Source organism: Streptomyces sp. NPDC058683, from assembly GCF_042716195.1.
Classification (GTDB): domain Bacteria; phylum Actinomycetota; class Actinomycetes; order Streptomycetales; family Streptomycetaceae; genus Streptomyces.
In genome coordinates this window covers 108991-135371 of the sequence record NZ_JBHXSK010000002.1, presented here as the reverse complement: position 1 = coordinate 135371, position 26381 = coordinate 108991, and the positions used below count along the sequence as shown (strand labels likewise).

The window sequence follows — 26381 nt, the reverse complement described above, 5'->3', positions numbered from 1 at the left end:
CCGGCGGACCAGGAGGGCGACATGAGCGACATCGAGATCCGCGACGACCGGGCGGCAGGCCGTCTGGAGGCGGTCGCCGGCGACGAAGTCGTCGGCCACGTCGAGTACTTCGTGCTGGAGTCGCCCTCCCGGGCCCTGGTGCCGGTCCACACCATCGTGCAACCGGAGCACGAGGGCAAGGGCATCGCGGGCTCCCTCGCCCGCGAGCTGTACGCGATCGCCGAGCGCGAGGACACCCCGGTCGCCCCGCTCTGCCCGTACGTCGTCAGGTGGGCCGAACGCCACCCCGACGTGGCGCCGGCAGCGGACCCCGAGCTGCTGCGTGCGGCGAAGGAGTGGCTGGTCGCCCACCCCGGCCGCTTCTGAGGAACCGCACATGCTCGCCCTGCTCCACACGTCCCCCCTTCACATCCCCGTCTTCGACGCCCTGCGCGACGAGGACCACCCGGGCCTGGAGCTACGGCACCTCGTGGCACCGGAACTCTTGGCCCGGGCCCGCCGGGAGGGCCCCGAGGCGGTCGCGCCGGAGGTCACGGCGGCGCTGGAGCGGGCGGCGGCGGACGGCGTACGGGCGGTGCTCTGCACCTGCTCGACGATCGGCGAGGTGGCGGAGCGGGCCGCCGGCAGCGTCGGGGTCCCGGTGGTCCGAGGCGACCGTCCGATGGCCACGGCGGCGGTGGCAGCGGGCCTCCGCGTCGCCGTCCTGGCGACGGTCGAGAGCACCCTGGCCCCCACTCTGGCCCTGCTGGAGGACGAGGCCCGTCGCGCGGACCGCCCGATCCGCGCCCGCGCCCAGGTCGTGGCGGACGCCTGGAACCGCTTCGAGGCCGGCGACATCGAGGGGTGCGCCCGCCTGGTGGCAGCCGCCGCGGACACCGTGACCGACGCCGACGTGATCGTTCTGGCCCAGGCCTCGATGGGCCCGGCCCAGCAGCTGACGACCACGACCGTGCCGATCCTCTCCAGCCCACGCCCTGGACTCGCGGCGGCAGCACGGGCGGCAGGGTGAGTGCACGAGCCCCGTTTCGGGTACGCGGGGAGTAGACCCCAGAGGTGAAGTCGAGCCACTGGCCGGAGGACACCATGACGAACCCGCACCCCACCCCGGTCCCTCCTGACCCCCAGCCTCCGGACCCCTACCCCAGCCCGGTCCCCACCCCCGAACCATCCCCGGCCCCGGCCCCGGGTCCCGTCCCTCCACGGCCGACCCCCACCCCACCCCCCGTCCCCCCGAACCCAGACCCCACCCCAGAACCGGGCCCACCCCTCACCTGAGACCGCACCGAAGGCACCCCAAAGGGCCGCGGGGAACCGCGCAAATCCCACGGCGGACCCGCACCTGCCTGGGAGGCTCGGCCCTCACCCCCTGGGGGCGCGGGGAACTGCGCAAATCCCACGGCGGACCCGCACCCGACCGACAAGCTCGGCTCTCACCCCCGGGCGCGGGGAACTGCGCGAACCCGCAGCTCACCCGCGCCCGTCTCCGACAACCAGGTCCGGCTAGGCAGTGACCTCGCTACGGTCGCCGCCCCACAGCGTGTGGAACGCCCCCTCCCGGTCCACCCTCCGGTACGTGTGCGCCCCGAAGAAGTCCCGCTGCCCCTGCGTGAGCGCCGCAGGCAACCGCGCCGCCCGCAGTGCGTCGTAGTACGCCAGCGCCGCCGAGAACCCGGGCACCGCGACCCCTTCCCGGGTCGCCGCGATGATCACCTCACGCCAGTCGTCCTGCGCACCGGCGATCTCCCGGGCGAACGTCTCGTCGGACAGCAGGCTCGGCAGGTCCGTCCGCGCGTCGTACGCCGCCCGGATCCGGTCCAGGAACGCCGCCCGGATGATGCACCCGCCCCGCCAGATCGAGGACACCGCACCGAGGTCGATGTTCCAGTCGTACTCGTCGCTGCCCGCCTGGATCTCGTGGAAGCCCTGCGTGTACGACACGATCTTCGACGCGTACAGCGCCTGCTCCACCCGGTCCGCGAAGGCCGCCGCCTCCGCGTCGGACAGCGCCGTCGGCTTCGGCCCCGCCAGCCCGCGCGAGGCCTCCCGCAGATCCGCGTGGCCCGACAGCGAGCGGGCGAAGACGGCCTCGGCGATCCCGGACACCGGCACGCCCAGGTCGAGCGCGATCTGGACGGTCCAGCGGCCGGTGCCCTTCTGCTCCGCCTGGTCCACCACCACGTCCACGAACGGCTTGCCGGTCGCCGCGTCCACGTGCGCCAGCACTTCCGCCGTGATCTCGATCAGGTACGAGTCGAGACGCCCGGTGTTCCAGGTGCGGAAGATGTCGGCGATCTGCGCGGGGGAGTACCCGGCGACATCGCGCAGCAGCTGGTAGGCCTCGCCGATCAGCTGCATGTCGGCGTACTCGATGCCGTTGTGCACCATCTTCACGAAGTGACCGGCACCGTCGGGGCCCACGTGCGTCACGCAGGGCGCGCCGTCCGCCGCCGCCTTCGCCGAGATCTTCTCCAGCATGGGGCCCAGCGAGTCGTACGACTCCTTCGGCCCGCCCGGCATGATGCTCGGCCCGTGCAGCGCGCCCTCCTCGCCGCCGGAGACGCCCATGCCGACGAAGTGGATGCCCTGCTCGCGCAGCGCCTTCTCGCGGCGCCGGGTGTCCGCGAAGTGCGCGTTGCCGCCGTCGATGATCATGTCGCCGGGCTCCAGGAGCGGTGCGAACTCCTCGATCACCGCATCCGTCGGGTCACCGGCCTTGACCATGATGACCAGCCGACGGGGCCGCTCCAGGGCCTCCACGAACTCCTTGGCGGTCTCGGCCGCGATGAAGTCGCCCTCGTCCCCGAAGTTCTCCACCAGCTCGCGTGTCTTCGACACCGTGCGGTTGTGCAACGCCACCGTGTAGCCGTTGCGCGCGAAGTTCCGGGCGAGGTTGCGGCCCATGACCGCGAGACCCGTGACGCCGATCTGCGCCGAAGTGCTCATACCGCCTGCTCCTCAAAGATCAAGTCGATCCCGTAGAACGTGCAAGGGATGCTGCCGCCCCTCATGCCCGCCAGTATTGCCCAAAGGCCATCCTGACTCGCCGTTCGACCGGCCGCACTTGCAGATACGCACCACAGGCGCCGACGCCTCAGTAGCCTCAGGAGACACTTCGCAGGGGTGCCGCGCGGCCCACCGGGCTGATGGCGGGTCAACTCGGCTTCGCCCCGCGCCGCTTCACGGCGTGACGGCCGTGCCCCCAGGTGCGAGAGGCGGCTGATTGCTGTCTTGTCATGGCCTGTTCGGGGCACTTACTTTTGGCCTTCCTGACGCGCGTGGCGAGGGGGCACTCAGACATGGCCGAACGCGGCCGGCACCGCCGGTACCAGCCGAACAGGATCAACCGCGCCTCGCTCACCGTCACGGCGGGCGGCGCCGGGCTGGCGCTGCCGCTGGCCGCCGCCGGGAGCGCCGACGCGGCCTCCGTGTCCACCTGGGACAAGGTCGCCGCCTGCGAGTCCAGCGGTGACTGGGGCATCAACACCGGCAACGGCTATTACGGCGGGCTCCAGTTCACCCAGTCCACCTGGGAGGCCTACGGCGGCACCCGGTACGCGCCGCGCGCCGACCTCGCCACCAAGGACCAGCAGATAGCCGTGGCCGAGAAGGTCCTGGGCGGGCAGGGGCCGGGCGCCTGGCCCGTCTGCTCGGTCCAGGCCGGGCTCACCCGTGGCGGCGGCACGCCCGAGGTGCACACCGAGAGCGCCACCACCCGCCCCGCCAAGAGTTCGGTACGGGACGTACAGCCGCAGACCACGCCGCAGTCCCGGGCCGGCAAGGCCGAGATGTACACCGTGGTGCACGGCGACACGCTCTCCGGGATCGCCGACGAACACGACGTCACCGGCGGCTGGCACCGGCTGTACTCGGCCAACCGCGCGACGGTCGGCTCCGATCCCGACCTGATCCTGCCCGGCCAGCGGCTGAGCCTGACGGGTCACGCGGCCGAGGCCGCCAAGATCGAATCGTCGGCGAAGAAGACGGCGGCCACGACGTCCAAGCCGGCCAAGACGTCCAAGACGTCAAAACCGGCCAGGACGAAGACCAAGGCCAAGCCGGAGGCCGGGACCGAGAAGGCCTCCACCCACAGCGACCACTCCCTCGTCGCCCCGGTCGACGCCCCGATCGGCACGTCATACCACGCGTCCGGCTCGCACTGGTCGAAGGGCTACCACACCGGTGTCGACTTCCTCGCGCCCACCGGCACCTCCGTCAAGGCGGTCGAGACCGGGCAGGTCGTCACGGCCGGCTGGGGCGGTTCGTACGGCTACCAGGTGGTGATCCGGCACGCCGACGGCCGCTACTCCCAGTACGCCCATCTCTCGGCCATCTCCGTGCGGGCCGGGCAGAGCGTGTCCACGGGGCAGCGGATCGGCCGCTCTGGTGCCACCGGAAACGCCACGGGCCCGCATCTGCACTTCGAGGTGCGGACGGGGCCCGGTTTCGGCACGGACATCGACCCGGTCGCCTATCTCCGGGCCGGCGGCGTCAGGATTTGACCCGCATCCGGTGGCGGTCGTGCACCGGGGCCGGCACATAGCCGGCGGCGGGGAGCAGGACATCAGCCACGTCTGTGACGGACGCGGTGCGCTGCTGGGGCATCTCGACCCGCCCAGGCCGTTCCTCGCCGTCCGCCACCGCCCCGGCAAGGACTCCACCCCCCGCCGACCGACCTCCTGCCAGGCCCGCCTCCGCCAGACCGGCAGCCGCCAGGTCCACCTCTGCCAGCCCGGCTGTCGCGAGGCCCGCTTCCGCCGGACCGGCGTTCGCGAGGCGTGCCTCCGTCAGACCGGCAGCCGCCAGTTGCACCTCGGCCAGCCCGGCTGTCGCGAGGTCCGCTTCCGCCCGACCGGCGTTCGCCAGACCTGCCTCGGCCCTTCCGGCCGTCGCCGGGCTCGCCGCGGCCATACCGGTCTTCGCGAGGCCCGTTTCCGCCATGCCGGCCTCCGCCAGACCCGCCTCGGCCCTTCCGGCCGTCGTCAGGTTCGCCTCGGTCAGGCCGGCCGTCGTCAGCTCCGTCTTGGCCCTTCCGGCCTCCGCCCCCGGCAGGCCGGTCTTCGTCAAGGCTGCCTCTGCCAGTTCCACGAGGGCCTCGACCAGCGGCTCCGGTGACGTCTCGGGCTCCGGTGCGGTGTCCGCGGGGTGCGGTGTGCGCTCGATGCGGTCGGTCGTCAGCAGGATCAGGCCGCCCGTCGCCACCACACCGCAGGCCAGCGCCAGCATCGTGCCCGTCGTGCCGTAGCGGAACGTCTCGTCGAACATCGTGATGCCGACCGCGGCGGCCAGCACCGGGTTGACCACCGTCAGCGTGGCCAGCGGCGCGGCGAGGCCGCCGCCGCGGTACGCGGCCTGGGAGATCATGACGCCGGCGACGGCGTAGACGCCGATCACGGCCAGCCAGAGGGCGTCGGAGAGGGCGATCCCGCCGTCCCAGTCGATCGCCACGACCTTGGTGAACACCGAGGACATGCCGAAGGCTATGCCGGACGCGACGGCGAGCAGCACGCTGCGCACCACCGGGTGCCGGTGCGCGGCCCGGCCCGCGACCATCAGCGTGACGATCGCCGCGCCGGTGACCACCGCGACCCCGGTCCGGCCGGCGGAGTCCAGGGTGTGGGAGTCGGAGGAGCCCACCAGGGAGAGCAGGCCGGCCAGACCCACGGTGGCCATGATCGCCCCCCGCCAGGCGGTGGAGCCGGCCTTGCGGCCGACGAACAGGGCCGCCATGGGCAGCGCGAACACGATGGTGAGCGCGCCCAGCGGTTGGACCAGGCTGAGCGGGCCGTAGGCCAGCGCCACGACGTGCAGCAGGCCACCGAGGCCGTTCAGCCCCATCGCCCCCCACCAGCTCGGGCGGCGCAGCGGCGCGTACTGCTCGTCGGGGGAGGTGACCGCGACCTGCTCCTGCACGATCGCTCCGCCGGCGTAGGCGACGGCGGAGACGAAGGACAGCAACACGGACAACGCGAGGGCGCTCATGCAGGGCTCCTCTGCGTCAGGCGGATCCGCAGGGCGGTCCCGCACGGTGAACGGTCGGCTTCCATGAGCAACACTCTGCCCGCCCGATCGCTTCCCGTCGTCGTACCTGAGCACCCAATGCCTCGTACTACCGATGGAGTAGGGGAGGTCTCTGATCATCCCCAGGGTGGGTGACGGTGGGTGGAGAGCCGGGGCGCCGGGATCCTAAGAAGCCTGGTACTACTGCTGTTCGTGGACCTGGACCCCGATCTCGCCGCGCTCCGGCCGCTCGGCGGCTTCTTCGTCCTGCGGACGCTCCGATCCTCGGCCGGAGACCCGGAGGCGGTGCGGGTCGCCGAGCTGCCGGACCTCGCAGAGGCCTATAAAAAAGTCACATCGGATGTTTACGGAAATGTCCTAACTTTCCGTGTCGGGCTGGTGGCGGGCCGTCTCCACACCCCGGAGCTCCGGGTCGCCGCCTCCATCGCCCACCAGGGGCTCACCGCCCGGCTCTGGTCCGTCGCCCTCGGCTGCGCCGCCCGCTACGGCCGCCTCCCCGACCTGGACCCCCGCCTGCTCCGCTGGGACGCCGGTGCCGGCGCCCCCGACGACCTCTGGCTCACCGAGGTCCGCCCGCTGCCCGGGGGCGCCGGACCGGACAGGCTCGCGGAGGCCGTCGTGCACGGCCATCTCGAACCGCTGGCGGAGGCCCTGCGGGCCCGCTACGGCGTCGCGGCGGGCCTGCTGTGGGGCAACGCGGGCTCCGCGCTGGCCGGTGCCGCCCGTGAGCTGGACCGCTGGGCCCGTGCCGGCGGCCGCACCGAGGTCGCGGACCGGGCCCGCACTGTCGTCGACGCTCTCTTCGAGCACCCTCTGCTCGGGCCCACCGGCAGCCGTACCGGCCCGGCCTTCCGGCGGCGCAGCTGCTGTCTCTACTACCGGGTACCGGGCGGCGGGGTCTGCGGTGACTGTTGTTTCACACAACCACCGCGCTCTTCCCCGGGCGCCGCATCTGGGTGACCATGGAACAACCGGCCGTGGAGATCAGGGGGTTGCGGGTGCGAGTGGGACTGCTGACCCGGGAGTACCCTCCGGACGTCTACGGCGGTGCGGGTGTTCATGTGGAGTTCCTCGCCAGGGAGTTGCGGCCGCTGGTCGACCTGGAGGTGCACTGCTGGGGCGAGGGCCGCGGGGTCGGTGTTGTCCGGCACCGCCCCTGGTCCGCGCTGGACACCGCCAACGACGCGCTGCGCACCTTCTCCGTGGACCTCGCCATGGCCGCCGGCCTCGAAGGCCGCGAACTCGTGCACTCCCACACCTGGTACGCCAACCTCGCCGGCCATGTGGCCAAGCTGCTGTACGGCGTCCCGCACGTGGTGACCGCGCACTCGCTGGAGCCGCTGCGCCCCTGGAAGGCCGAGCAACTCGGCGGCGGATACGCCCTGTCGAGCTGGGCCGAGCGCAGCGCGATCGAGGCCGCCGACGCGGTGATCGCGGTCTCCGGGGCCATGCGCGCGGACATCCTCGGCTGCTACCCCGCCCTGGACCCGGCGAAGGTCCACGTCGTGCACAACGGCATCGACACCGCCCTCTACCGGCCGGACCGCTCCACCGACGTCCTCGCCCGGATCGGCGTCGACCCGGCCCGCCCCTACGTGCTGTTCGTCGGCCGCATCACCCGCCAGAAGGGCGTGCCGCATCTGCTGCGCGCCGTACGGGACATCGACCCCGGGGTGCAGGTGGTGCTGTGTGCCGGAGCGCCCGACACCCCGGAGATCGACCGGGAGTTCCGTGAGCTCTTCGAGGAGCTGCGCCGGGTCCGTGAAGGCGTGCACTGGATCCCGCAGATGCTGCCGCGCGCGGACGTCATCCAACTCCTGACCCACGCGGCCGTGTTCGCCTGCCCCTCGGTGTACGAACCGCTCGGCATCGTCAACCTGGAGGCGATGGCCTGCGGCACGCCCGTGGTGGCGTCCCGGGTCGGCGGCATCCCGGAGGTCGTCGAGGACGGCAAGACGGGGCTGCTGGTCGACCTCGACGACGACTTCGAGGCGGGCCTGGCCCGGGCGCTGGACGCGGTCGTCGGCGACCGCGAGGCGGCCCGCCGGATGGGCGAGGCCGGACGGGAGCGCGCCGTGGGGGAGTTCGGCTGGGACGCGGTGGCCCGGCGCACGGTCCGGCTCTATGAGGAGATCCTCAAGCAGTCGTAACTGGCAGGCCGCCTGTTCGACGCGATCGGGGTACAGGCTTAGCGGGAGTGCTTCGAGGGCAGGCATGGAGCACCAGGGTGAGGGGAGCGGCCATGCGTCGTGGTGGGCCTTCGGTACTCGGGATCGTGCTCGCGGGCGGGGAAGGCAAGCGCCTGATGCCCCTGACCGCCGACCGCGCCAAACCAGCGGTCACGTTCGGCGGGACGTACCGTCTGGTCGACTTCGTCCTGTCCAACCTCGTCAACGCGGACGTGCTGCGCATCTGCGTGCTGACCCAGTACAAGTCGCACTCGCTGGACCGGCACATCACCACCACCTGGCGGATGTCCAGCCTGCTCGGCAACTACGTCACCCCGGTCCCGGCCCAGCAGCGGCTCGGCCCGCGCTGGTACCTGGGCAGTGCCGACGCCATCCTGCAGTCGCTCAACCTCGTCCATGACGAACAGCCCGAATACGTGGCGGTGTTCGGCGCCGACCACGTCTACCGCATGGACCCCCGGCAGATGCTCCAGCAGCACATCGAGGGCGGCGCCGGGGTCACGGTCGCGGGCATCCGGATCCCGCGCGTGGAGTCCTCGGCGTTCGGTGTGATCACCCCGGGCTCGGACGGGCAGACGATAGAGACCTTCCTGGAGAAGCCCGCCGACCCGCCGGGGCTGCCGGACGCCCCCGACACCGTCTTCGCCTCCATGGGCAACTACATCTTCACCACCAAGGCCCTCGTCGAGTCCCTGCACCGGGACGCCGAGGACGACGACTCCGTGCACGACATGGGCGGCTCGATACTGCCCCAGCTCACCGCCCGCGGCGAGGCCCAGCTCTACGACTTCGGCACCAACCACATCCCGGGCGAGACCAGCCGCGACCGTGGCTACTGGCGGGACGTCGGCACCCTCGACGCGTACTACGACGCCCATATGGACCTGATCGCCGAGCGGCCCGCCTTCAACCTCTTCAACCGCAGCTGGCCCATCTACACGCACTCCTACCAGCTCTCCCCGGCCCGCTTCAACGCCGGCGGCATGGCGAGCGAGTCCATCATCAGTGCCGGCTGCCTGATCCGGGGCCAGGTCACCCGGTCCGTCCTGTCACCGGGCGTGCGCGTCGACCCGGGTGCCGTGGTGCAGGGGTCGATCCTGCACGACAACGTGGTCGTGGGCCGGGGTGCGGTGGTGCGCGGCGCGGTCCTGGACAAGAACGTCGAGGTCCCGCCCGGCGCCACCATCGGCGTCAACCCGGACCGGGACGCGGAGCTGTACACCGTCTCCAAGGGCGGGGTGATCGCCCTCGGGAAGGGCCGGCTGGTCTCGTAGCCCCCTCTTCGTACCCCGGGCCCGGCGCCGTTCCCGCGCCGGGCCCGACCCGTTGCGCGTCCCGTGCCGTGGTCCGCCCCGTCGTGCGACGCGCTGCACACGAAACCACCTATGTGCCGGGCTTTGCGGCCTTTCCCCCTCACGATGCAGACAACGATGTCGAACCTTCGGAGGTCATCCGACATGAGAGGGAACCCGCGCACACGGCTGTGCCTGGCCGGGGTACTGACAGCGGCCGCGCTGCTCACCGCCCCCGCCGCAGGGGCCGCCGAACCGACCGACGGCCACCTCACCGACCTGGTGAACCCCTTCATCGGGACCCAGGACGAGGGCAACACCTTCCCCGGCGCGGCCGTGCCCTTCGGCATGGTGCAGCTCTCCCCGGACACCGGGCACAGCACCGGCTACGACTACGCCCAGCACCGGATCCGCGGCTTCTCCCTGGTCCACCTCTCGGGCGTCGGCTGCCGCATCGGCGGCGACCTGCCCGTCCTGCCCACCACAGGGGACGTCACAGAGACGGACTACGCCCGGTACGCGGCCGGGTTCGACCACGCCGACGAGGCGGCGAGCCCCGGCTACTACCGCGTCGGCCTCGACTCCGGCGTCCGCGCCGAGCTGACCGCGACCGCCCGCACCGGCGTCCAGCGCTACACCTTCCCGGCCACCGACAAGGCCAACGTCCTGCTCAACGCGGCCCAGGCGCTGCACAAGCCGGTGAGCAGCGAGGTCGAGATCCTCGACGACCACACCGTACGGACGAAGATCACCGGCCATGGCTTCTGCCGGGAGACCGCCCCCTACACCGTGTACACGGTGACCCGTTTCAGCCGTCCCTTCACGGCCTACGGCACCTGGAAGGGCACCGCGATCACCCCCGGCGCCCGTACCGGAGCCGACGGCGCCTACGTCCGCTTCGACACCACCCGGGACCGTACCGTCGAGGCGACCACCGCCCTGTCGTACGTCGACGCGCGCGGCGCCGAGGTCAACCTGCGCGCCGAGGGCGGCCGTTCGTTCGACGCGGTACGCGGACAGGCCGGGGACGCCTGGGAACGGCGGCTCGGCGGGGTGCGCGTCCAGGGCGGCGGTGCCACCCTCCGGCGTACCTTCTACTCGTCCCTGTACCGCGCCTTCCTGGCGCCCAACGTCGGCGACGACGCGGACGGCCGCTACACCGGCTGGGACCGGCGGATCCACCGCTCGGCCGGGTTCACCTACTACCAGAACTGGTCGCTCTGGGACACCTACCGCACCCAGGCCCAGCTGCTCGCCCTGCTCGCCCCGCGCGAGGCCCGGGACATGGCGCTGTCGGTGCTGAAGGTCGACGAGGACGGCGGCTGGCTGCCCAAGTGGGGCTACGGCACGGTCGAGACGAACATCATGACCGGCGACCCGGTCACCCCGTTCCTGACCACCGCCTACCAGACGGGCCTGCTCAAGGGGTACGAGGAGCGGGCGTACCGGGTGCTGCGGAAGAACGCCGACGGCGTGCCGCCGGCCGCCAACCAGGGGGTGGGCCGCGAGGCCAACGCCGAGTACCTCGCCGACGGCTTCGCGCCCTACGCCAAGGGCCGCCCGCACACCAAGGTCGGCGACTCCGACTACGACCACGGTGCCTCCGTCACCCTGGAGTACGCGCTGTCCGACGCGATGCTCGCCCAGATGGCCCGGGACCTCGGCCATGGCGCGGACGCGGCCCGCTATGCCACCCGGGCCCAGAACTACCGCAACGTCTTCGACCCCTCCACCGGCTTCTTCCGCGCCCGGGACGCCTCCGGCGCCTTCACCGGCGACCCCGACCCGGCCCGGGGCATCGGTTTCCACGAGGGCACCGCCTGGCAGTACCAGTGGCTGGTCCCGCAGGACCTGCCCGGGGTGATCTCCCTGATCGGCGGCGAGCACGCCGCCAACCGGCGGCTCGACTCCTTCTTCGCCTACGACAGGCTGCTCGCCGACCCCGAGAAGACCGCACGCGAGGTGTGGGTGCACGGCAACGCCTACGCCTACTACAACGCGGCCGTCTACAACCCGATGAACGAGCCCGACCTCATCGCCCCGTACACCTACCTCTCCACCGGCCAGCCCTGGAAGACCACCGACGTGGTGCACGCGGCGCTCACCCTCTTCACCGACGGCCCGTCCGGGATGACCGGCAACGACGACCTCGGCACCATGTCCGCCTGGAACGTGCTGTCGTCCATCGGCCTCTTCCCCGTCCAGCCGGGATACGGCACGTGGGGCCTGTCCACGCCCGTCTTCGACCGGGTCGACGTCCGCCTCGACCGCCGCTACTGGCCGAGCGGCGGCTTCACGGTGACCGCGCCCGGCACCTCGGCCGCCGACCGGTACGTCCAGACGGCCCGGGTCGACGGATCGGACTACGGCCGGACCTATCTGACGAACGGTTCGCTGCGCACCCTGCGCTCGCTGGCGTTCACGGTCGGCCCGCGCCCGTCAGAGTGGGGTACGTCACCCGAGGCGGCGCCACCGGCGCTGAGGTGACCTCAGGTTTCCCTTGAGTCCCGCCTCTTTCGGAGGAGGCGGGGCTTAATCTGCTGTTAACTGAGCGTAGCGTGATCGTACTTGACCGTAATCAGGTGTCGGCGTTTGACTGCGGTTGACTGCTGATCCCCCTCCGTCGACGCGAGGCACCCTCTTTGATGACTGCTACTGCTGATCTGCTTGCTCCTCTCGATCTGGCGTTCTGGAACATCGAGTCCGACCGGCACCCGATGCACCTCGGCGCGCTGGGCGTCTTCTCGGCGCACTCGCCGACCGCCGGCGCCCACGCGGCCGACCTTCTCGCGGCCCGCGCCGCCGCCGTGCCCGGACTGCGCATGCGTATCCGCGACGTCTGGCAGCCGCTCGGGTTCGGCGGTGCCGCCCGCGAGACCGACCCGGACTTCGACCCCCTCGACCACGTCCGGCTGCACGCCCCGACCGCCGACTTCCAGGCCGCCGCCGGCCGGTTGATGCAACGCCCGCTGGAGCGCGGCCGGCCGCCGTGGGAGGCGCATGTGCTGCCCGGCGAGGACGGGGTGTCCTTCGCGGTGCTGTTCAAGTTCCACCACGCCCTCGCCGACGGGCTGCGCGCCCTCAAGCTGGCCGCCGGGGTCATGGACCCGCTCGACCTGCCCGAGCGCGCCCCCCGCCCGATCGAGGCGGCGCGCCGGCTCCCGGCGCTGCCGGACGTGCGCAGGATGCCCGAGCTGGTGCGCGGTGCGCTCTCGGAAGTGGGCCGGGCCCTGGACATCGGCGCCTCCGTCGCCCTGTCGGCCCTCGGGGTGAGCTCGTCCGCGGCGCTGACATCACAGCCCACCGGCACCCGCAGCATCGCCGGCGTCGACCTCGACATCGACGATGTGCACCGGGTCCGCAAGGCCGTCGGCGGCACCGTCAACGACGTCCTCATCGCCGTCGTCGCCGGCGCACTGCGCCGCTGGCTGGAGGAGCGCGGCGACCGTACCGAGGGTGTCGCCCCGCGCGCCCTGATCCCCGTCTCCAAGCGCCGCCCGCGCACGGCCACCCCACAGGGCAACCGGCTCTCCGGCTATCTGATACGGCTTCCGGTCGACAACCCCGACCCGCTCGCCCGTCTCGACCGCGTCCGCACGGCGATGGTCCGCAACAAGGACGCCGGCCCCAACCGGGGCGCCGGTGCCGTCGCGCTGCTCGCCGACCATGTGCCCGCCCTCGGGCACCGGCTCGGCGGACCGCTCGTCGGCCAGGCCGCCCGGCTCTGGTTCGACATCCTGGTCACCAGCGTCCCGCTGCCCGGCCTCGGCCTGCGCCTGGGCGGTCAGCCGCTCACGGCCGTCTACCCGCTGGCCCCGCTGGCGCCCGGCCAGTCCCTTGCCGTCGCCATTTCCACCTACCGCAACCAGGTCCACTACGGCCTCGTCGCCGACGCGGCAGCCGTCCCGGACCTCGATGTGCTGGCCCGTGCGGTGACCGACGAGGTGGACTCGCTGATCTCGGTCTGCGGTCCATGATCCGGTCGGGTTTGGAGGTATTGCCCGGCGCTCCGTAAAATTCCCTGTTCGATAGCGGGCGCGAGTCGGAGCGCCGCTGGTGGATCAGGGAAGCGGCAGCGCGATGACGGTGACACAGGACGGCCCGACGGCCGAGGACCAGGTGGTCTACGGCCCGGGCATCGACCCCGAGCGGCTCGCCGTCTGCCTCAGCGTGCTCGACGAGCTGGACAAGCTGGAGGTCGACCACCCGGACGCCATCGCGGTGCGCCGGGCCACGGCCGGCGTCTACCGCACGGTCAAGCAGCGCCGCCGCCAGGAGCGCCGGGCCGCCAAGACCGCGCACGACAAGGCGGTCACCGAGGCCACCGCGACCGGCTCCGCCCAGCGCATCGACGACGAGACCGAGGGCCTGCTGCCTTCCTCGGGGACCGAGGAGGGCAGGATCGCCGGGATACTCCAGCGCCCGCGCTCCTGCTACACCTGCAAGAGCCGCTACGTCGAGGTCGACTACTTCTACCACCAGCTCTGTCCGGACTGCGCCGGCCTGAACCGGGCCAAGCGGGACGCCCGAGCCGACCTCACCGGCAAGCGCGCCCTGCTCACCGGCGGCCGCGCCAAGATCGGTATGTACATCGCGCTGCGGCTGCTGCGGGACGGCGCGCACACCACGATCACCACGCGTTTCCCGAAGGACGCCATCCGCCGTTTCAAGGCGATGGAGGACTCCGCGGACTGGCTGCACCGCCTGGAGGTCGTCGGCATCGACCTGCGCGACCCGGCGCAGGCCGTCGCCCTGGCGGAGCGGGTCACCGAGGCGGGCCCGCTCGACATCCTGATCAACAACGCGACCCAGACCGTGCGCCGGCTGCCGGCCGCCTACGCGGCCCTGGCCGACGGCGAGAGCGCCCCGCTGCCCGCCGGTGAGCTCCCCGGCCACCACGTGATCGGCGCCTTCAACTCGGGTGCCGTGGACGGCCTCGCCGCACTGCCCGTCGGCATCAGCGGCCTTGACGCCCAGCAGGTCGCCGACCTGGCGCTGGTCGCGGGCAACGCCAGCGTCGCCCGGCACCTCGACGGCACCGCCATCGACGCGGGCGGCCTCGTCCCGGACGTCGTCGACACCAACACCTGGGTACAGACCATCGACCAGATCTCCCCGGTGGAGCTCCTGGAGACCCAGCTCTGCAACTACACCTCGCCGTTCATCCTGATCAGCGCGCTCCGGCCGGCCATGGCCGCGGCCGCGAAGCAGGCGGCGCGCGGACGGTCGTACGTCGTCAACGTCTCGGCGATGGAGGGCGTCTTCGGCCGCGGCTACAAGGGGGCCGGGCACCCGAACACCAATGCGGCGAAGGCGGCCATGAACATGGTCACGCGGACCAGCGCGACGGAGATGTTCCAGACCGACGGCATCCTCATGACCTCCGTCGACACCGGCTGGATCACCGACGAGCGCCCGCACTTCGACAAGCTGCGGCTGGCGGAGGAGGGCTTCCACGCGCCCCTCGACCTGATCGACGGCGCGGCCCGCGTCTACGACCCGGTCGTGCGTGGTGAGCAGGGCGAGGACGTGTACGGGGTCTTCCTGAAGGACTACGAGCCGGGCAAGTGGTAGGCACCGCTTGATCGTTGGCGGCTTCCGGCACCGGCGCCCTGCTGTTCGGGAAGGCGCCGGTGCGCGGGTGCCTCCGGCGCTATGGCCGAGGACGGGTGCGGGTCGCGGGCCCGCGCGGGTCTGCGTGGTTGCTCGCGCGGTTCCCCGCGCCCCTTCAGGCAGGCAGGTGTGCCGCTCGTACCCGGGTGCCGCCATCGACCACCAGGTCCGCTCCGGTCACCCACCGTGCGGCGTCCGAGCACAGCCACAGCACCGCCCCGGCCACGTCCTCCGGCTCCCCGATCCTCCCCAGCGGCAGCCCGGCGGCGATCTCCTCCTCCCGCGGCTCCCACATGAAGCGGGCCATCTCCGTGCGCACCAGCCCCGGGGACACCGAATTGACCCGCACCCGGGGTGCCAGTTCCCCCGCCAGCTGCTGGGTCAGGTGCAGCAGCGCCGCCTTGCTGGTGCCGTACGCGCCCACATCGGGTCCGACGTGCGCCGCGCCCTCCGTGCAGATGTTGACCACCGAGCCGCCGTGCTCCCGCATCCAGCCCCGCCACGCACACTGCGTCAGCCGCAGCGGTGCCTCGACGTTCACCGCGAACGCGTCCCGCCACGCCCCGGGATCGGCATCCATCAGCGGCCCGTACGGGCGATTGGTGGCCGCGTTGTTGACGAGGATGTCGAGCCGCCCGAACGTGCCGAGCGCCAGCCGGGTCAGCTCCCGGGCGTGCTCCGGCTCGGCGACACCGCCGGCCAGGCCGGTCCCGCCCAGCTCCGCGGCGGTACGCCGGACCTCGTCCGCGTCCCGCGCGCTCACGCACACCAGCGCCCCGGCCGCCGCGAGCGCCCCGGCCACCGCGCGCCCGATCCCGCGCGTGCCGCCGGTGACGACGGCCGCCCTGCCCCTGAGCCCGTACGACGACGTCATCGCCGTACCGTCTCATGACGGACCGTCAGTCGACAGCCCCGAGACGGGAGTTGCGGGCCGCGACCAGTTCCAGGACGGTCCGCCAGTCCTCCAGGACGCCCGCGTCGAACCCCGCCGTGCGGCTCTCCTCGTCGGCCTGCCGCAGCCGCAGCACGTCGTCGTCGGGGGTGCCGTCTCCGCGTACCAGGTGGTAGACCCGCTCCCCGAGCAGATTCCGTACCGCGTGCGCGGCGCCGTCGGCCGGGCCCAGCAGTTCCTCGATGCCGTGCACCAGGCCCGCGACCTGGAGTTCCTTGTCGGCGGGGCGGCTGCGGCGCAGCAGAGCCGCGGTCCGCAGTGCGTGCTGGTGCCGGCAGGCGTGCAGCAGATCCATCAGCTCCTCGACGCTGCGCAACTCCATGCGTCAGTCCTTCCGCGAGACAGCCGTTGTCCTGTGCCATCGGATCATGTCGAGTTTTCGACCCGGCCAACGCAACCTGAACTGCACAGCCTGTGAAGGGAGCGGAGGCCCGTCTATTCGAAGGTGTGTTCGCCAGCTTAGGCCGAGCGAGTGGAGCGCAAACGGTGCATCATGTTACGAACAGGTGTATTTGCGGGCGCCGGAAGTGCGGAGCGACTCGCGATAGTTACACCTTGTTTGCACTCCCTATCGAGCGGACCCGCGCTCATTTGGTTAATCTATAGGGGACGGACAGCAGTAAGGGGTCCCACCCACACCCACGGTCCGTCCCGGGACAAGCCGGTCGACAACGGCCTGCTCTCTTGTGAGGTACCGGCGCCACCGCGTCCGAACTGGCCTTCCATCCAGACCCGAGCGGGCGCCAAGCACCGGAACGCAGACTGTCCGGTACGCCCCGAGGGTGACCGACACATAAGGAGTGCGCGGTGACACCGGAGAAGACGAATCGCGAGCAGCGCCCCAAGGAACGCACGGAGCGCTCGGGCAGCCGGCCCGGACAGCTCGGCAGCCTCGACGTGTGGGCCCGGTCCGCCCCGATCCGCCTCGCGGGTTACGAGGAGGATCTCGCCGAGCCCCACATCCTGCCGAGCGTGGACTGACCGCGGTCGATAATCCGCGATCGCCGGGGCATGGGCGTGCGAGACTCACGCCCATGCAGATCAGAGCAGCCACCGCGGCCGACTGGCCGCAGATCTGGCCCTTCTGGCACCGGATCGTCGCCGCCGCCGAGACGTACGGCTGGGACCCCGACACCTCGGAGGAAGCGGCCCGCGCCCTGTGGATGAGCCCGGCGAAACGTGTCTACGTCGCCGAGGACCCCACCGGAGCCGTCGTCGGCTCCGCCTATCTCACCCCCAACTACGGGGGCCCCGCCGCGGACGTCGCCAACGCCGGCTTCATGGTCGACCCCGACCAGGGCGGCCGGGGCATCGGGCGGGCCCTCGCCGAACACGTCCTGGCCGAGGCCCGGGCGCACGGCTACCGGTCCATGGTCTTCAACGCCGTCGTCGAGACCAACCCCGCCGTCGCCCTGTGGACCTCCCTCGGCTTCACGGTCATCGGCACGGTCCCGGAGGCCTTCGACCATCCGAAACACGGACGGGTCGGCCTGCACATCATGTACCGCGCACTCTGAGCGCGGTCACGCCACGAGCGCCTCGGACACGGTCCACAGCCGGGCCGCGTTGTCCCGGTCCAGGGCGTACGACGCGACCCCGCCGACGGCACCGGCCCGCTCGGTGACCGGCTCGGCCTCCGCGCAGTCCTCGAAGTAGCGGCCGCTGATGCCCGCCACCGTCGGGGAGGCGGCCAGCAGCACCGAGGTCGCGGCGCCCTGCTCCACCGTCTTCTGCGGCGGCAGCGTAAGTTCGCCCGAGGCGATGAAGGCCTCGACCTGCTGCATGTCCATGTGCCGGGCCAGGTTGGTGTCGGCGATGTTGCCCGGCATCAGGGCGTTGGCGGTGATGCCGTCGGCCGCCCAGCGCTCGGCGGCGGCCACGGCGAACAGGATGTTCGCGGTCTTCGACTGCCCGTAGGAGGTCCACGGGTCGTAGGGGCGGAACCGGTAGTCCAGGTCGTCGAAGACGACCGGGGAGAAGAGATGGCCGGTGGAGCTGACCGAGACGATCCGGGCGCCGTTCGCCGCCGCCAGCGCCGGGTGCAGGCCGGTGGTGAGGGCGAAGTGACCGAGATGGTTGACGCCGAACTGCTGTTCCCGGCCGTCGGGGGTGCGGGTGACCTCCGACGGCGCCATCACTCCGGCGTTGTTGACCAGGATGTGCAGCGGGCCCTGCCAGTCGGCCACGAAGGCGGCGACCGTCGACCGGTCGGCCAGGTCGAGCCGGGCCACGGTCAGCTTGCCCGACTCCGGCGGCAGATCCGCCGCCAGGCGGGCCGCCACGCGGTCGCCCGCGTCGGTGTTGCGCACGGCCAGGGTGACGTCGGCGCCGGCCGCGGCGAGCGCACGGGCCGTCTCCACCCCGATCCCGGAACTGGCTCCGGTCACCACGGCCCGCCGGCCGTGCAGGTCGGCGCCGTCGACGACCTCGGCGGCGGTGGTGGTGGCGGAGAAGCTGCGGGGGGTTTCGGGTACGGACATGTGGGGTGTCTCCTGAGATGAGAAGTGGATCAGGCCGGACTGTGCCCGGCCCGGTTGCCTACCGGGACGCCGGCGTGTCGCCGACGGGAGTCCAGCGCTGGTCGCCGCCCTCGCGGGTGACCCGGCCGAACACCTCGTCCGTGAAGTGCCCGGCGGCGATCACCGTGTCCGGCCGCCCGAGCACCCGGTCGCGCACCTGGCGGGCCTGGTCGGGAGCGACGTCGGAGGCGAAGGCCAGGTCGGGGTCCGCTATCTGGGCGGGGGAGTGCACGATGTCCCCGACGATCCAGACCTCCTCGGTACCGGCGCCGGACGGGTCCCGCACGACGACCGCCAGATGGCCGGGGGTGTGACCCGGCGTGGCCTCGACGGTCACCCCGGGCGCGATCGTGTCGCCGCTCGCGACGAACTCGACGACACCGGTGAGCGGCTTGAGCACCGCCTCGGCGTCCGGTCCACCCAGGTCGGCTTCGCGCGTCGTCCAGTACTGCCACTCGGCCTCCGACATGAGGTGGCGGGCCCGGGTGAAGGTGAGACCGCTGGGCGCGTGCGCGGCCGGTACGCCGGGGAGCGGGGCGACATCGCTGGTCCAGCCGACGTGGTCGAGGTGCAGATGCGTGTAGACGACGGTGTCGATGTCGGCGGCGGACAGCCCTTCGGCGGCGAGGTTCCTGAGCAGCGCGCCCCCTTCGAGGCGGGCGACGCCGGGCACGTCCACATCGATCTTCCCGGTGGCCAGGTCCACGAGGATCCGCTGGTCCCCGGCCTGGATCAGGAACGACCCGAAGGTGAGGATCAACTGTCCGTCGGCGAGATGGCCGGGCCGGGTCGTCCAGTCCACGCCGGGGAAGAGGGCGTCGGGGTTGTGGGCGCCGAAACCGTCGGGGAGATAGGTGATCGTCGTGTCGCCGACGGAGATCCGGGATCGCTTGGCGGGCTGGGGCACGGTACTGAAGTCCTTTCGAGATGCTGCGGGTCGGGGAGGGAGGGCGCTCAGCCGCCCAGGGTGCCCATGTGCTCGGGCGCGTAGCGGTCGCCGGCGACCGTGCCGTGCGGGGCGACCGCCTCGATGGCGGCGAGGTCGGCGTCGGTGAGCGTCACCTCGGTCGCGGCGACGTTCTCCTCCAGGTAGCGGCGGCGCTTGGTGCCGGGGATGGCGACCGCGCCCTGGTGCTGGACCCAGGCGAGGGCGAGCTGACCGGCAGTGACGTTCTTCTCGGCCGCGATCCGGCGGACCTCGCGGACGACGTCGAGGTTGCGGTCGAAGTTCTCGCCCTGGAAGCGCGGGTCGGTACGGCGCCAGTCGTCCTCGGTGAAGTCGTCAGGGCTGGTGATCGCGCCGGACAGGAAGCCGCGACCGAGCGGGGAGTAGGCGACCAGGCCGATGCCCAGTTCCTTGAGGGTGTCCAGGACACCGTCGTGCTCGATGCCGCGCTCGAAGAGCGAGTACTCGATCTGGAGGGCGGCGACCGGGTGGACGGCGTGGGCCCGCCGGATGGTCCCCGCGGAGGCCTCGGACAGGCCGATGTGCCCGATCTTGCCCTCGGCGACCAGTTCCGCCATGGCGCCGACGGTCTCCTCGATGGGCACCTGGGGGTCGATCCGGTGCAGGTAGTAGAGGTCGACGTGATCGGTGCCCAGGTGCCGCAGCGAGCGCTCCAGCGCGTGCCGCACGTAGTCCGGCCTGCCGTTGAGGCCGACCAGCCGGCCGTCGTCGGTGATCTCCACGCCGGTCTTGGTCGCGACCACGGCGGCCTCCCGGCGCCCCGCCAGGGCCTTGCCGAGCAGCTGCTCGTTGACGAAGGGGCCGTAGCTCTCGGCGGTGTCCAGCAGGGTGACGCCCAGCTCCAGCGCCCGGTCGATGGTGGCCAGGGACTCGGTCTCGTCGGTGGCGCCGTAGAAGACGCTCATGCCCATGAGGCCGAGACCCTGGACGCCGACGGTCAGGCCCTGGCCGCCGAGTGCGCGCTGTTCCATGATGAGGTTCCCTCGATTCCATAACTAACTGGATAGATACCTTGACCGTAGACCTGCCCGCCGGCGATGTCAATAACTAGATAGTTACTGCTAGGGTGGTGGGCATGTCACGCGATTCCAGTGCCACCAAGGCCCGGCTGCTCGACGCGGCCTTCAGCGAATTCGCCGCCTACGGCATCGCCGGCGCCCGGGTGGACCGGATAGCCGAGGCCGCGGGGGCGAACAAGCGGTTGATCTACGTCTACTTCGGCAACAAGGAGCAGCTCTTCGACGAGGTGCTCCAGCGGGCGATGACGGCCGGCGCCGAGTCCGTGCCGTTCGACGTCGAGGACCTGCCCGGATACGCGGGCGCGATCTTCGACCACCTGGTGGCACGTCCGGACCTGATGCGCCTGCGGCTGTGGAAGCTGCTGGAGCGCCCCTCCGCCACCGGACTCGAACACGACGCGTTCCGCGACAAGGCGGCACTCGTGGCCGAGGCGCAGCGACGCGGCGACCTCGACGGGGACATGGCGCCCGACGACCTGCTGACCATGGTGCTCGCCGCGGCCCAGGCCTGGTTCTGGGCCGCCGAGGGCGTCGACCCCAAGGAGGTCAGCGAGTCCTGGCCGCAGGAGCGGCTGGCCCTGCACCGCGAGGCGGTCGTCGAGGCGGCCCGCCGGATGACCGAGCCCAAGAAGTCCTAGCCGACGGGCGCCGTCCGCTGCCACGGTCGTAGGGTCTCCAGTGTCTGGGCCACCGCCAGCAGGACCGCCTCCGAGCCCGGCCGTCCCACCAGCTGTACGGCACACGGGGCGCCCGAGGGCAGCGTGCCGAACGGCACCGACATCGCCGGCCAGCCGGTGAGATTCCAGGCCGGGGTCAGCGGTGAGTAGGCGGAGCCGGCCAGCGCGTTGCGCAGCCAGCCGCGCTCGTGCCAGGAGGCCGCCTGTGGGGCGCGGCGCGCCAGCGCCGGGGTGAGCAGCACGTCGTACTCGGCGAAGAACGGGGTGAGCCGGGCGCGCAGCCGCTCACGGGAGTCGCTCGCCCGGACCCCGCTCAGGAAACGGCGGCCGATCGCCGCGTGCACCCGGGTCCGCCGGGTCAGCAGCGCCGGGTCCAGCCCCGCCGCGTCCACGGCCGTCCCCGCGGTCCAGTGCCGGAGCGCGGTGACACCGATCGACATCGGGTACGGCGGCTCGGCCCGCCGCACCTGGTGCCCGGCGCCCGCGAGCAGCCCGGCCGCCTGCGCCACCGCGTTCGTATACGGCCTGCTCACGGTCGTCCCGGCCAGCGGGCTGCGCCGCGAGACGGCGATCCTCAGCGGAGTGCCCTGCGCGGTGTTCTCGAACCCCTTGTCGGCGAGGACCGAGAGCATCAGCCGGGCGTCCTCGACGCTGGTCGCCAGCGGCCCGTTCTCCGACATGCCGAACCAGTCGCCGTTGCCGATCCCGGCCGGGACCACCCCGAACCCCGGCTTGATGGTGACCAGGCCGCAGTTGGCCGCCGGGATGCGCAGCGAGCCCATGCCGTCGTTGCCGAGGGCGATCGGCGCCAGCCCGGCGGCGACCGCGGCCGCGCTGCCGCCCGAGGAGCCGCCCGCGCTGCGCAGCGTGTCCCACGGGTTGCGGGTGACGCCGTGGACCCCGTCGGTCGTACCGAAGACACACAGTTCGGGCACGTTCGTCAGCCCCACGACCACCGCGCCCGCCGCCCGCAGCCGGGCCACGGTGGCATGGTCGGCGTCGGCGGGCGTGTCCGGCGTCGCGGCCGAACCGTCCCGATGCGCCTCGTCGCGCACCGCCAGATTGTCCTTCACGGCCAACGGCACACCGGCCAGCGGGAGTTCACCGAGGCCGGCGCGGGCCGCGACCTCGTCCGCCTCGGCGAGCGCCGCCTCGGCCCGGACCTTCCGGAACGCGCCGAACCGCCCGTCAAGCCGCGCGATCCGCTCCAGATGCTCGGCCACCACCTCCCGGGGAGTGACCCGCTTCTCTCGTACGGCGGCGGCGATTTCGGCGGCGGTCCGGCCGACCCAGCTGGTCACGGGCGCTCCTGGGGGTGCGGGAGAGAGGCTTACTCGTCGGTACGAAAGGGCACTCTGCCTCGCGGCGGGCTTCCCGTCGAGAGCATCCGCCGCAGGACATGCGGGTGGAGTGTGCCGCGGGCCGACCGTCGGCGTCTGCGCTGTACCCGCAGATCATCCGACCACTTCCTCAACTCTCGCACGTGCACGCCCCATTGACAGGCTTCTGAGCCCGCTCAATCATCAGACATCCGATGAATGGAGCCGCGCATGAGCATGTCTCCCTATCCAAGACGCCAGGTGCTGGGGGCCGCGGCGGGCGTCGCCGCGGCGGCCGCCCTGCCGCTCGCCGTGACGACCCCGGCCCGCGCCGCCGAGCCCGCCGGGGCTCGCGCCGCCGGACCGGCCGATGCGGGTGCCGCGTCGCCGTGGGTCCCCGTCCCCACTCCGGTCCCCGTACCGCTCGACTCCCTCTACGACAACGACGGCATCGACACCGCCGACGCCCGGGGCGGTGACTTCGACGGCTCCGGCTACACGTTCCCGGGCGAGGAACTCCCGGCCGGCCGTATCGAGGTCGACGGCGTCCCCTTCGACTTCCCCGCCGCGACGGCGGGCGCCAAGAACAACGTTGTCGCGCTCGGCCAGCGCGTCGACCTCCCCAAGGGTCATTACCTGTCCGCCGTCTTCCTCACCGCCGGCAGCTACGGCAACGCCTCCGGCCGGGCCACCGTCCACTACGCCGACGGCACGACCACCACCGCCGGCCTGAGCGGCGGCGACTGGTACGCGGTGGGCGGCACACTGGCGGCGCCGTACCGCTACCAGCCGGACGGCGGCAAGGACCAGCACAGCGTCGGGATCGGCACCAGCGAGGTGTGGATCGACCCGCAGCGCGAGGCCGTCGCCCTCACCCTGCCGGTCGGCAACCCGGCCGAGGCCGGCCAGACCGCCCTGCACGTCTTCGCGCTCTCCCTCCAGCCCGTCGCCCAGGGGCGGGCGCTGGCGCTGCGCGACGCCCGCTCCACCGGCTCCCTGCTGGACGCCACCGGTGCCCAGAGCGTCGAGGCCACCGTCGTCAACGCGGGCACCGTCGCGATCCTGGCCCGCGACGCGGTGTCCGTACGCGTCGACGTCCCCGGCGCCCGTACCGTCGAGCCCGCCCGCATCCGCCGCCTGGACCCCGGCGAACAGGCACGCGTCCACGTCGGCATCCGCAGCCGTACCGGCACCGCGCCGGGCACCGAGCGGGACGGCACGGTGAGCGTACGCGGACATGACGCCCAAGTCACCGCCGCCCAGCGCACGTTGACGCTCGGCACCGCCGACTACCAGGCAGACGAGAGCTCGTTGGCCGGTCACCAGGCGCCCTACTGGTTCAACGAGGCAAAGTTCGGCATCTTCATCCACTGGGGCGTCTACTCGGTGCCCGCGTGGGCGCCGGTCGGGGTGCAGTACGCCGAGTGGTACTGGGACCAGATGCAGGACCCGAACAACCCCACCTACGCCTACCACCGGGACACCTACGGCGAGGACTTCGCCTACGACGACTTCATCCCGCGCTTCACCGCCGAGAAGTTCGACCCGCGGGCGTGGGTGGAGCTGTTCCGGGACGCCGGTGCCCAGTACCACGTACTGACCTCCAAGCACCACGAGGGCTTCGCCCTGTGGGACACCAAGGTCTCCGACCGCAATGCCGTGAAGATGGGCCCGAAGCGGGACCTGGTCAAGGAGCTGTTCGAGGCGTCCCGCCGGTACACGCCCGAACTCCACCGCGGCCTCTACTTCTCCATGCCCGAGTGGTTCAACCCCGACAGCCCCTGGATGGGCCACGCCCCGCGCAACCCGTACACGCTGGACCCGCTGCCGTACACCGGATACACCTCCGGCAAGGACTACGTGAGGGACTTCCAGGCCCCGCAGATGCTCGAACTGATCCACGGCTACGACCCGGAGATCATCTGGTGCGACATCGGCGGCGCGAACGACAGCGTCCACGTCCTCGCCGAGTACTTCAACCACGCCAAGAACCGGGCCCGTCCGGTCGACGTGACCGTCAACGACCGCTCGGGCATCGGCTTCCACGACTTCACCACGCCCGAGTACACGACGTACGCCGACACGGTCGTCGCCAAGTGGGAGGCCAGCCGCGGCCTCGACCCGCGCAGCTACGGCTACAACCGGGCCACCCCGGACGACGCCTACATGACCGCCGAGGAGGTCGTGCAGAGCCTGGTCGACATCGTCTCCAAGAACGGCAACTTCCTGCTTGACATCGGCCCGCGTGCCGACGGCACCATCCCGGAGATCATGCAGACCCGGCTGCGGGAGACGGGCGCCTGGCTCGCGGTCAACGGCGAGGCGGTCTACGGCACCACCTACTGGTCGCGCATGGCCCAGCTCGGCGAGGACCTGCGGTTCACCGTCCGCCCGAACGAGGCCTTCTACATCCACTCCCTGACCCGGCCCGGCGCCAAGCTCACCGTCGAGGCGCCTGTGCCGGTCCGGGCCGGCGACAAGGTGACCATGCTCGGCCACCACCGGCCGCTGACCTGGACCGTGGCAGGTGGAGCGCTGGTGATCGACGTACCCGAGTCGGCCCGGCGGGCGGGGGAGCACGTGTGGGTGTTCAAGGTGGAGTGGCACGGGTGAGGTAGGGAAGGAAGGGGCTGCCGCGGCTGTTCGGGGTCGCGGCAGCCCTGACGCCGCTGTCGGCGTACCGTCTAGCAGCGGGTGGCGGGTGCCGTGCTGCCCCGTACCGTCAGGCGGGGCACCGGCACCCGTACGGCCCGGGCCGAGCCGCCGTCCAGCAGGGCCGTCAGTTCGTGTGCCGCCACCCGGCCGAACTCGGCGCTGTCCCGGGAGAGCGCCGACAGCCATGGCTTGACCATGCGGCACAGGGCCGAGTCCTCCCAGGAGACGACGGAGACGTCCTCCGGGACCGAGTAGCCGAGCTCGGCGGCGGCCGCGACCCCGGCCACCGCCATCACGTCGTTGTCGTAGATCAGGGCCGTTGGGGGCGGGGTTGCACGCAGGACGCGGCGGGTGACGGCCGCGCCCTCGGCGTCGGAGTAGTCGGTGGTGACCGAGCGGACCTCGGAGAGCCCCCGGCCGTCCGCCTCCGTGCGCAGGGTGCGGATCCGGCGCTGGGTGTGGGCGAGGCCCGGCAGGCCCGCGATGTGCACGATCCTGCGGTGACCCAGTGCCGTCAGCTCGTCGACCACCGACGCCATCGCGGCCGCGTCGTCCGCCCAGACCGTCGAAAGACCGGGATGGCGTGCGTCGGGGGCGCCGCCGATCACCACCGCGGGCAGGCCGAGTTCGTCCAGCAGGTCGGGGCGGGGGTCGTCGGCGCGCGGGTCCACCATCAGGACGCCGTCGACGCGGTGTTCCGCCCACCAGCGGCGGTACACCGCGCACTCGTCGGCCGCGTCCTCGGCCATCTGGAAGAGCAGGCCGAGATGGCGCTCGGCGAGCACCTCCTGGATGCCGGAGACCAGTTGGAGGAAGAAGGAGTCCACACCCAGGGAGTGCGCGGGACGGGCGAGGACGAAGCCGACCGTGGCCGCGCCCTCGCCGGACAGGGCGCGGGCGGCCGTGCTGGGGCGCCAGCCGAGCTGCTCGGCGACCCGGTGCACCCGGGCCCTGGTCGTCTCGGAGACCCCGGGGCGGCCGTTGAGCGCGAAGGAGACCGCGCTCTCGGAGACTCCGGACCGGCGCGCGATGTCCTTCATCGTCGGCCGGCGCGCGGGGACGCGTTTCTCCGCCAACTCACTTCCTCATTCGGTCGGGACCGTGATCCGCTAATGCGCTTGAGTGCGAACACCCTAAAGCGTATTAGCGATCGACCGCAAT

The 26381-nt window shown here is 72.1% G+C and carries 22 protein-coding genes; 13 read left to right on the top strand and 9 right to left on the bottom strand.

Annotated features, from left to right (window positions below; genetic code table 11):
- Window positions 1-21: 21 nt before the first annotated feature.
- A complete protein-coding gene (locus ACFWXC_RS02715) occupies window positions 22-366 on the top strand; it encodes a GNAT family N-acetyltransferase (protein WP_384471891.1) in 345 nt (114 codons plus the stop codon).
- 10 nt (window positions 367-376) lie between these two features.
- Window positions 377-1009, top strand: coding sequence for an aspartate/glutamate racemase family protein (locus ACFWXC_RS02710; RefSeq protein ID WP_384471888.1), 633 nt, complete (start codon window positions 377-379; stop codon window positions 1007-1009).
- Between the two features lie 491 nt (window positions 1010-1500).
- On the opposite strand, the gene gndA is transcribed toward ACFWXC_RS02710, so the two are convergent.
- Complete coding sequence (gene gndA, locus ACFWXC_RS02705; protein WP_384471885.1) at window positions 1501-2943, bottom strand: NADP-dependent phosphogluconate dehydrogenase; 1443 nt, start codon at window positions 2941-2943, stop codon at window positions 1501-1503.
- Between the two features lie 353 nt (window positions 2944-3296).
- Here gndA and ACFWXC_RS02700 point away from each other — a divergent pair, with 353 nt between their 5' ends.
- Entirely contained in the window at window positions 3297-4499 is a 1203-nt protein-coding gene (locus tag ACFWXC_RS02700) for a transglycosylase family protein (RefSeq protein WP_384471882.1), read from the top strand.
- Here ACFWXC_RS02700 and ACFWXC_RS02695 read toward each other — a convergent pair.
- On the bottom strand, window positions 4489-5979 hold the full coding sequence (locus tag ACFWXC_RS02695; RefSeq protein WP_384471879.1) for a DMT family transporter: 1491 nt from the start codon (window positions 5977-5979) through the stop codon (window positions 4489-4491). The two genes, ACFWXC_RS02700 and ACFWXC_RS02695, sit on opposite strands and share 11 nt — an antisense overlap.
- A 231-nt stretch (window positions 5980-6210) precedes the next feature.
- Between ACFWXC_RS02695 and ACFWXC_RS02690 the strand changes: the two genes are divergently transcribed.
- From ACFWXC_RS02690 to ACFWXC_RS02665, 6 genes are all read left to right on the top strand, one after another.
- Entirely contained in the window at window positions 6211-6978 is a 768-nt protein-coding gene (locus tag ACFWXC_RS02690; protein WP_384472513.1) for a (2Fe-2S)-binding protein, read from the top strand.
- Window positions 6979-7016: 38 nt separating this feature from the next.
- Window positions 7017-8168, top strand: a complete 1152-nt coding sequence (gene glgA, locus ACFWXC_RS02685) for a glycogen synthase (RefSeq protein ID WP_384472510.1) — start codon at window positions 7017-7019, stop codon at window positions 8166-8168.
- Between the two features lie 92 nt (window positions 8169-8260).
- Complete coding sequence (gene glgC / locus ACFWXC_RS02680) at window positions 8261-9481, top strand: glucose-1-phosphate adenylyltransferase (RefSeq protein WP_384471876.1); 1221 nt, start codon at window positions 8261-8263, stop codon at window positions 9479-9481.
- Between the two features lie 183 nt (window positions 9482-9664).
- Window positions 9665-11986: a GH92 family glycosyl hydrolase gene (locus tag ACFWXC_RS02675; RefSeq protein WP_384471873.1), complete on the top strand. Its 2322-nt coding sequence runs from the start codon at window positions 9665-9667 to the stop codon at window positions 11984-11986.
- A gap of 158 nt (window positions 11987-12144) precedes the next feature.
- Window positions 12145-13476, top strand: a complete 1332-nt coding sequence (locus ACFWXC_RS02670; RefSeq protein WP_384471870.1) for a wax ester/triacylglycerol synthase family O-acyltransferase — start codon at window positions 12145-12147, stop codon at window positions 13474-13476.
- Between the two features lie 103 nt (window positions 13477-13579).
- Window positions 13580-15073, top strand: a complete 1494-nt coding sequence (locus ACFWXC_RS02665; RefSeq protein WP_384471867.1) for an SDR family NAD(P)-dependent oxidoreductase — start codon at window positions 13580-13582, stop codon at window positions 15071-15073.
- Window positions 15074-15227: 154 nt separating this feature from the next.
- On the opposite strand, the gene ACFWXC_RS02660 is transcribed toward ACFWXC_RS02665, so the two are convergent.
- Window positions 15228-15986, bottom strand: coding sequence for an SDR family oxidoreductase (locus ACFWXC_RS02660; RefSeq protein ID WP_384471864.1), 759 nt, complete (start codon window positions 15984-15986; stop codon window positions 15228-15230).
- Window positions 15987-16011: 25 nt separating this feature from the next.
- Window positions 16012-16386 carry a hypothetical protein gene (locus tag ACFWXC_RS02655; protein ID WP_384471861.1) on the bottom strand — a complete coding sequence of 125 codons (375 nt, stop codon included), beginning with the start codon at window positions 16384-16386 and terminating at the stop codon, window positions 16012-16014.
- Window positions 16387-16871: 485 nt separating this feature from the next.
- On the opposite strand from ACFWXC_RS02655, the gene ACFWXC_RS02650 reads away from it, so the two are divergent.
- Together ACFWXC_RS02650 and ACFWXC_RS02645 are read left to right on the top strand one after the other, a co-directional pair.
- Window positions 16872-17045 carry a hypothetical protein gene (locus tag ACFWXC_RS02650; protein WP_351703577.1) on the top strand — a complete coding sequence of 58 codons (174 nt, stop codon included), beginning with the start codon at window positions 16872-16874 and terminating at the stop codon, window positions 17043-17045.
- Window positions 17046-17098: 53 nt separating this feature from the next.
- Window positions 17099-17581 carry a GNAT family N-acetyltransferase gene (locus tag ACFWXC_RS02645; protein WP_384471857.1) on the top strand — a complete coding sequence of 161 codons (483 nt, stop codon included), beginning with the start codon at window positions 17099-17101 and terminating at the stop codon, window positions 17579-17581.
- A 6-nt stretch (window positions 17582-17587) separates the two neighbouring features.
- On the opposite strand, the gene ACFWXC_RS02640 is transcribed toward ACFWXC_RS02645, so the two are convergent.
- The 3 genes from ACFWXC_RS02640 to ACFWXC_RS02630 are packed head-to-tail and all read right to left on the bottom strand — an operon-like array spanning window position 17588 to window position 20521.
- The gene (locus ACFWXC_RS02640) at window positions 17588-18544 is read right to left on the bottom strand and encodes an SDR family NAD(P)-dependent oxidoreductase (RefSeq protein ID WP_384471854.1); all 957 of its coding nucleotides are present in this window, start codon (window positions 18542-18544) and stop codon (window positions 17588-17590) included.
- Between the two features lie 58 nt (window positions 18545-18602).
- Window positions 18603-19490, bottom strand: a complete 888-nt coding sequence (locus ACFWXC_RS02635) for an MBL fold metallo-hydrolase (RefSeq protein ID WP_384471851.1) — start codon at window positions 19488-19490, stop codon at window positions 18603-18605.
- A 47-nt stretch (window positions 19491-19537) separates the two neighbouring features.
- Window positions 19538-20521 carry an aldo/keto reductase gene (locus ACFWXC_RS02630; RefSeq protein ID WP_384471848.1) on the bottom strand — a complete coding sequence of 328 codons (984 nt, stop codon included), beginning with the start codon at window positions 20519-20521 and terminating at the stop codon, window positions 19538-19540.
- Window positions 20522-20625: 104 nt separating this feature from the next.
- On the opposite strand from ACFWXC_RS02630, the gene ACFWXC_RS02625 reads away from it, so the two are divergent.
- The gene (locus tag ACFWXC_RS02625) at window positions 20626-21207 is read left to right on the top strand and encodes a TetR family transcriptional regulator (RefSeq protein ID WP_384471845.1); all 582 of its coding nucleotides are present in this window, start codon (window positions 20626-20628) and stop codon (window positions 21205-21207) included.
- Here ACFWXC_RS02625 and ACFWXC_RS02620 read toward each other — a convergent pair.
- Window positions 21204-22547 (bottom strand): amidase, encoded by a 1344-nt coding sequence (locus tag ACFWXC_RS02620; protein ID WP_384471842.1) that lies wholly within the window; start codon window positions 22545-22547, stop codon window positions 21204-21206. The two genes, ACFWXC_RS02625 and ACFWXC_RS02620, sit on opposite strands and share 4 nt — an antisense overlap.
- Before the next feature lie 255 nt (window positions 22548-22802).
- Between ACFWXC_RS02620 and ACFWXC_RS02615 the strand changes: the two genes are divergently transcribed.
- On the top strand, window positions 22803-25178 hold the full coding sequence (locus ACFWXC_RS02615) for an alpha-L-fucosidase (protein WP_384472507.1): 2376 nt from the start codon (window positions 22803-22805) through the stop codon (window positions 25176-25178).
- Between the two features lie 71 nt (window positions 25179-25249).
- On the opposite strand, the gene ACFWXC_RS02610 is transcribed toward ACFWXC_RS02615, so the two are convergent.
- On the bottom strand, window positions 25250-26260 hold the full coding sequence (locus ACFWXC_RS02610; protein ID WP_384472504.1) for a LacI family DNA-binding transcriptional regulator: 1011 nt from the start codon (window positions 26258-26260) through the stop codon (window positions 25250-25252).
- Window positions 26261-26381 lie beyond the last annotated feature (121 nt).